Genomic DNA, 6,028 nt, shown 5'->3' with positions numbered 1-6,028 from the left:
CTCGGTGCAGACGTAGAACCCCGCCGTCTCCAGCCGCTCCACCGCCGGTTCGGCCAGCAGACCCGCCCGGTGCAGCGCCCGGGCCACCGAGCCGGCCTCGCGCCGGTCCACCAGCCCGGTCAGCCGCCGCCCGGCTCCCTGCGGCCCGTGCTCGACCACGCCGCGCCCGATCGAGGTGCCCCCGCCCATCGCCCGCACCCCGACGCCCTCGGCGTCCAGGTCGCGGCCGAGCCGCCGCGCCAGGGTCTCGACCGCCGCGCGGTCGCTCAGCCCCTCGACCAGCACCACGGTGTGCAGCGGCGGGACGTCCACGGCGGCCAGCCTAGGGAATCGTGCGGTGAGTGGGTGGCTAGGCTGGGAGCCGAACATCCGGGAGCTCGCGCCCTGTGGCGGGCTGAGAGGGGGAGTGGCGACGATCGTCGCCGGGTCCCCGACCGGCCGAACCTGTCCGGGTAATGCCGGCGTAGGGAGGTTGTCCACCCATGTCCTCGTCCACCAGCACGCGTGCTCCCGGCTCCCCGGCCGGACGTCCCGAGGCCCCGCTGGTCCTCACCACCGCACCGCCGCAGCCGCTCGGCTTCCTCGACCAGCTCGCCACCTGGGCCAACCTCGGCATCTCGCTGTTCGGCCCGCTCACCGGTGCCCTGGTGCTGGCCACCACCGGTTCGCTGGTCAGCGGTCTGGTCGCCGTCGTCGTCGGCTGCGCCCTGGGCGGGCTGCTGCTGGCCTGCTCCGCCGCCTTCGGTGCCCGCACCGGCGCGCCGGCCATGGTGGCGCTGCGCGGGCTGTTCGGACGCCGCGGGTCGGTGGCGCCCACCGTGCTCAACCTCGCCCAGAACATCGGCTGGGCCACCATGGAGATCATCGTCATCTCCACCGCGGCGGCCCTGGTCCTCGGCGACGGCTGGCGGGTGCCGGCGGCGGTGGCGGCCGGCGCGGTCGCCACGCTGATGGCGCTGCGACCGCTGGGCAGCGTCCGGCTGCTGCGCAAGGTGATGGTCTGGCTGGTGCTCGCCGCCTCGGTGCTGCTGTACGTGCAGGTGCTGCTGCAGCCGGCCCGTCCGGTCGACCAGAGCGCGGTGCTCGGCTTCTGGCCCGCGGTCGACATCGCGGTCGCCGGCGTCGTCTCCTTCGCCCCGCTGGCCGCCGACTACTCCCGGCACTCCCGCAGCACCCGGGCCGCGATGGCCGGGTCCGGCCTGGGCTACGGGCTGGCCGCGGTCGCCTACTACAGCCTCGGCGTCTTCGCCGTCGTCCACCTGGAGGGCGACGACCTCATCGCCGCGCTGATCGCGCTGCCGGCCGGGTGGATCGCGCTGCTGATCCTGCTGGTCGACGAGGTGGACGAGGCCTTCGCCAACATCTACTCCACCACCATGTCGGTGCAGAACCTCTTCGGCGGTGCGGACCGGCGCTGGGTCGCGATCGGGGTGGGGGTGCTCGCGACCGTCTTCGCCAGCCTGCTCGACTTCAGCCAGTACCAGAACTTCCTCTACCTGATCGGGTCCGTGTTCGTGCCGCTGTTCGCGGTGGCGGCGGTCGACTTCTTCCTCGTCTCGCGGGGGCGCTGGGACGTCTCCGACCGCTCCCGGCTGCGGCTGGCACCGCTGCTGGCCTGGCTGTCGGGCTTCGTCACCTACCAGCTGATCGCGCCGGGCACGGTGCCCGTCTGGTCCGACCTGTGGGCGGGGCTGGCGCAGGCGATCGGCTTCTCGGCACCGAGCTGGCTCGGCTCGTCGGTGGCCGCCATCGGGGTGGGTGCGCTGGCCATGGCCGTGCTGGGACGGGCCTCCGCCCGGATCGCCCGGGCCCGCCGGCTGCGCTGAGGAGGCGGCCCGTCCGGGCGCCGGAGCTCAGCCGGTGGCGACGTCGGGCCGGCGGGCGCGGGGGCGGGCCACCAGCACCTTGCTGAAGGGGGTGCGCAGCAGCAGCTCGACCAGCAGCAGCGCCCCGAGCTGGGTGAGCACGAAGACGAGCAGGGTGCGCGGCAGCGTCTGCGGCACCCAGGTGGTCAGGGTCGGCACGACCAGCCAGTTGAGCATCCACAGCACCAGCGGGTGGACCGCGAACACCCCGAACGCCCGGTGCGCGCCGGCGGCGACGACCCGCTGGGAGAGCCGGTTCTCCACGCCACGGTTCACCCAGGCGGTGCCGAGGGCGTAGACGACCATGGTCGCCGCGACTGCCCAGGGCACCAGCCCGGGGTGGCCCGGCAGCGAGGCGAGCTCGGCCGAGCCGCCGGTGGCCCGGACCAGGTAGATGCCGAGCGTGACGGCCAGCCCGCCGGCCCCGAGCGCGACCAGCAGCACCCGGTGCTCACCGATCCAGCGGTTGAGCTGCTCGACGTGCAGCGCGCACACCCCGCCGCCGACCACGAACAGCGTGTAGAGCCCGAAGGCCACGTCGGGATGGGTCCACAGCACGCTGGCGGGGCCGGGCGGGGCGGGCGCCAGCGAGACCAGCGCCATCGCCCCCAGCTGCACCACCGCGGCCAGGGCCAGCAGCAGCCCGTGCCGTCCGGCGAACCGGTCGACCACCCAGCGCACCAGCGGGAAGAACAGGTAGAGCTGGATGGAGATCAGCAGGAAGTACAGGTGGTACCACTCGCTGCCGGTGGCGACCCGGCGCGCGTAGTCGACCAGCCAGTCGGTCAGCCCCGGCACCCCCTCGTCGACCATCCGCACCACGCCGTAGAGCAGCGTCCAGACCAGGTAGGGCAGTACCACCGTGCCGAACCGCTTGCGCCAGAAGGTGGTGGCCCGCAGCGGGCGGTCGCGGTAGCTGTGGAAGAGCACGAACGCGGAGATGAAGACGAAGGCGTAGCGGGTGAAGTGCATGAGCATGCCCCAGCCCGAGACCCACAGGTCGGTCATGTCGAGGGTGACGGTGACGACGTGGGCCGAGACCACGAAGGTGAAGACGACCACGCGCATGAAGTCGATCTGCTGCAACCGGGCCCGGGTGGTGGCGGCGCCGGACGGGGAGCCACCGCTCCCCGGGTTCCCGGGGGTGCGTGCGGTGGCCATCTCCGGCATCCAACCCGACGAGACGGCGGCGGGACAAACCGGCAGACTGCTCGGCGTGACGTCTGCTGTCGAGGTCTTCGCCCACCGCGGCTGGTCCGGCCGCCATCCCGAGTCCACCCGCGCCGCCTACGCCGCCGCGGTCGAGCTGGCCCGCACGACGGGGCGCCCGCTGCGCCTGGAGGGCGACGTCCAGCTCAGCGCCGACGGCCAGCCGGTGGTGGTGCACGACGCGACGCTGGAGCGCACCGGCGGACGCCCGGACGCGGTGGCCGCGCTGACCGTCGCCGAGCTCAAGCGGACCGACGTCGGCTCCTGGCGGACCGCCGACCCCACCCCCGCGGAGCGGGAGCTGCTCACGCTGGCCGAGTGGCTCGAGCTGGTGGCCGAGGCCCGGGCCGACGGCGTCGACGTCGGGGTGGCGGTGGAGGCCAAGCACCCCGACCCGCAGGGACGCGACGTGGTCGGGCCGGCGCTGGAGGCGCTGGCGGTGCACGGCTGGACCGACGCCGACCCGCCCGCCCGGCTGATCAGCTTCGACCCCGACGCGGTGGCCCGGGCCGGGGCGCTGGCACCCGAGCTGCCCCGCTCGCTGCTGGTCGCGGGTGATCTCGGCCCGTGGGCCGACGGCTCGCTGCCCGAGGGCGTCGACACGGTCGGCGTCCACCACCGGCTGGCCGCCCGGCACCCGGCGTGGGTCGAGGCGCTGCTGGCTCGGGGTCACGCCCTGCACCTGTGGACCGTCGACGACCCGGCCGAGATGGCCGGCTGGGTGCGTCGGGGGGCGACCGGGATCACCACCGACCACCCCGACCGGGCGCTGGCGGTGCTGGACGACGGGCGGTGAGCGCGCGGCTCACCAGGTGAGCAGGCTGCGCACCAGCAGCACCACCGCGGAGAACCCGCAGACCACCAGGACGGCCGGCCGCACCCGGTGCGGCGGCACCCGGCGGCGCAGCAGCGGCGCCAGCAGGAACCCACCGACCACGAACGGGGCGAGCAGCCCGGCCAGGGCGAGCTGGCCCCAGCTCAGCTCGCCGCCGACGCCGAGGGCGCCCAGGCTGAGCAGCGCCCCGGCCACGAAGTAGACCGCCAGGGTCTGGCGGATGACGTCGAGCGGCTGGCGCTGGTAGAGCAGCGCCAGCGGCGGGCCGCCGATCGATGACACCGTGCCGGTGATGCCCGAGACGAACCCGGCGACGACCAGCGTCTCCCGGCGCAGCGGCAGCGGGAGCGCGACGGCGCTGGCCACCACCGCCAGCAGCACCATCGCCCCGATCGCCAGCCCGAGCGTCCCCTGGTCCAGCTGCACCACCAGCCACGCCCCGAGCACGGTGCCGGGGATCCGCGGCGGCAGCGCCCACAGCAGGCCGCGGACGTCCGCCGCGCTGCGGCCCTCGGCCAGCGTGATCACCGGCAGCAGCAGGGTGAGGAAGAGGATCAGCCCGGGCATCAGGTCCGGCGCGAGCAGGGTCAGCACGGGCGCGGCGACCAGCCCCAGCCCGAGCCCGACCGTGCCCTGCACCAGGGCGCCGACGGCGAGCGCCAACCCCATCAGCAGCCAGACCCACCAGGAGACGTCGAGGATCACCCGCGGCTCACAGCGGGTCGCGGGCGATCGGGCAGGACATGCACCGCGGCCCGCCCCGGCCCGACCCGAGCTCCGAGCCGCGGATCGCCAGCACCTCGATGCCGGCCGCCTCCAGCTGCTCGTTGGTCTCGGTGTTGCGCTCGTAGGCCACCGCCACCTTGGGGGCGAGGGCGAGGGTGTTGTTCCCGTCGTCCCACTGCTCGCGCTCGGCGGTCACCGGGTCGAGCCCGGTGTCGATCTGGCGCAGCTCGGCGATGCCCATCGCGTCGGCGGCGGCGTCCAGGAAGTGCTGCGGCTCGCCCACCTCGAGGTCGGACGGGTCCCCGTCGCGGGGGCGCACCACCCGGGCCGAGAGCCGGTGGGCGATGTTGGGGTACATCAGCACCGCGTCGGTGTCGACCATGGTGCAGATGGTGTCGAGGTGCATGGTGGCGCGCTGCTGGTCGACCGGGACGGCCACGATGGTGCGGGCCAGCCCGGCGGCGAAGACGGTGCCGGCCAGCCGCTCCAGCCCGGCCGGCGTGGTCCGCTCACCGACCCCGACCGCGAGCACCCCCTCGGCCAGCGCGAGGACGTCCCCGCCCTCGACGTGCTCGCGGTCCCAGCCGTAGAGCGGCTCCAGCCCGGCGAAGCGGGGGTGGAAGGTGTAGACCAGCCCGGTCAGCTGGGTCTCGCGCTTGCGGGCCGGCATCGCCAGCGACGTCACCACCGGCCGGTCGCCGACCCACACGCTGGAGTCGCGGGTGAACAGCAGGTTGGGCAGCGGGTCGATGACGAAGTCGTCCTCGGCCATCAGCGCGGTGACCAGGGTGCGCTGCCCACCGGTCTCGTCGTTGCGCAGCCCGGCGACCAGCACCTCGGCCAGGTCCTCGGCGGCGAGGGAGGACAGGTGCTCGCGCAGCCAGCGGCGCAGCTGCGGACCCAGCCGCAGGTCGGCGCAGGTGAGCTCCACCGCCCGGTCGCGGGCCGCCGGCACCTGCAGGGTCTCGGTGAGCAGGTCGGCGAGCAGCAGCACCTCGACCCCGCGGCCCCGCAACAGCGCGGCGAAGGCGTCGTGCTCCTCCTGGGCCCGGTCGACCCACGGGATCCCGTCGAAGAGCAGGGCGTCGTTGTTGCGCGGGGTGAGCCGGCGCAGCTCCGCACCGGGACGGTGCAGCAGCACCGTGCGCAGCGGTCCGACCTCGGAGCGGACGCCGGGCGCCTCGCGGGGGGTGCTCATGCGCTGTGACTCTAGTGGCGCTCCCTCCCCGCTCGGCCTCCCGGTGGCGGGGCCGCAGCGACGCGTCCGCCGGAGCTCCACCGCACGAGGGAGGGTTGTGCACCGACATCGGTGCACAACCCTCCCCGCCGATGCGGCGTCGTGGTGCAGCAGCCGTTCAGCCGGGCGCCTGGGCGCGCTCCTCGGCTCCCCGCC

At 74.8% G+C, this 6,028-nt stretch carries 6 protein-coding genes; 2 read left to right on the top strand and 4 right to left on the bottom strand.

Annotation, left to right across the window (positions count from 1 at the left end):
* Positions 1-312 (bottom strand): TOPRIM nucleotidyl transferase/hydrolase domain-containing protein (locus DVA66_RS15850; protein WP_332872879.1); only part of this gene is annotated, 312 nt, incomplete at its 3' end.
* Positions 313-482: 170 nt separating this feature from the next.
* On the opposite strand from DVA66_RS15850, the gene DVA66_RS15845 reads away from it, so the two are divergent.
* Entirely contained in the window at positions 483-1,826 is a 1,344-nt protein-coding gene (locus DVA66_RS15845) for a purine-cytosine permease family protein (RefSeq protein ID WP_114560949.1), read from the top strand.
* Between the two features lie 27 nt (positions 1,827-1,853).
* On the opposite strand, the gene DVA66_RS15840 is transcribed toward DVA66_RS15845, so the two are convergent.
* Complete coding sequence (locus tag DVA66_RS15840) at positions 1,854-3,026, bottom strand: acyltransferase (protein ID WP_157974052.1); 1,173 nt, start codon at positions 3,024-3,026, stop codon at positions 1,854-1,856.
* Positions 3,027-3,081: 55 nt separating this feature from the next.
* Here DVA66_RS15840 and DVA66_RS15835 point away from each other — a divergent pair, with 55 nt between their 5' ends.
* Positions 3,082-3,870, top strand: coding sequence for a glycerophosphodiester phosphodiesterase (locus DVA66_RS15835; RefSeq protein WP_157974051.1), 789 nt, complete (start codon positions 3,082-3,084; stop codon positions 3,868-3,870).
* A gap of 9 nt (positions 3,871-3,879) precedes the next feature.
* Here DVA66_RS15835 and DVA66_RS15830 read toward each other — a convergent pair whose 3' ends face one another.
* Both DVA66_RS15830 and DVA66_RS15825 read right to left on the bottom strand, forming a co-directional pair.
* Positions 3,880-4,614 (bottom strand): sulfite exporter TauE/SafE family protein, encoded by a 735-nt coding sequence (locus tag DVA66_RS15830; protein WP_232822001.1) that lies wholly within the window; start codon positions 4,612-4,614, stop codon positions 3,880-3,882.
* Positions 4,615-4,621: 7 nt separating this feature from the next.
* The gene (locus tag DVA66_RS15825) at positions 4,622-5,833 is read right to left on the bottom strand and encodes an arginine deiminase (protein WP_114560947.1); all 1,212 of its coding nucleotides are present in this window, start codon (positions 5,831-5,833) and stop codon (positions 4,622-4,624) included.
* Between the last annotated feature and the right edge of the window lie 195 nt (positions 5,834-6,028).

This window comes from Desertihabitans aurantiacus (assembly GCF_003344635.1).
In the GTDB taxonomy this organism is placed as follows: Bacteria; Actinomycetota; Actinomycetes; order Propionibacteriales; family Propionibacteriaceae; genus Desertihabitans; species Desertihabitans aurantiacus.
The sequence above is the reverse complement of the archived record's forward strand: the minus strand, read 5'-3'. Positions and strand labels throughout refer to the sequence as shown.

Excerpts from the sequence above, each read along its gene's own strand:
- DVA66_RS15845 (WP_114560949.1), top strand. The coding sequence starts at position 483 with ATGTCCTCGTCCACCAGCACGCGTGCTCCCGGCTCCCCGGCCGGACGT.
- DVA66_RS15840 (WP_157974052.1), bottom strand. The coding sequence starts at position 3,026 with ATGGCCACCGCACGCACCCCCGGGAACCCGGGGAGCGGTGGCTCCCCG.
- DVA66_RS15825 (WP_114560947.1), bottom strand. The coding sequence starts at position 5,833 with ATGAGCACCCCCCGCGAGGCGCCCGGCGTCCGCTCCGAGGTCGGACCG.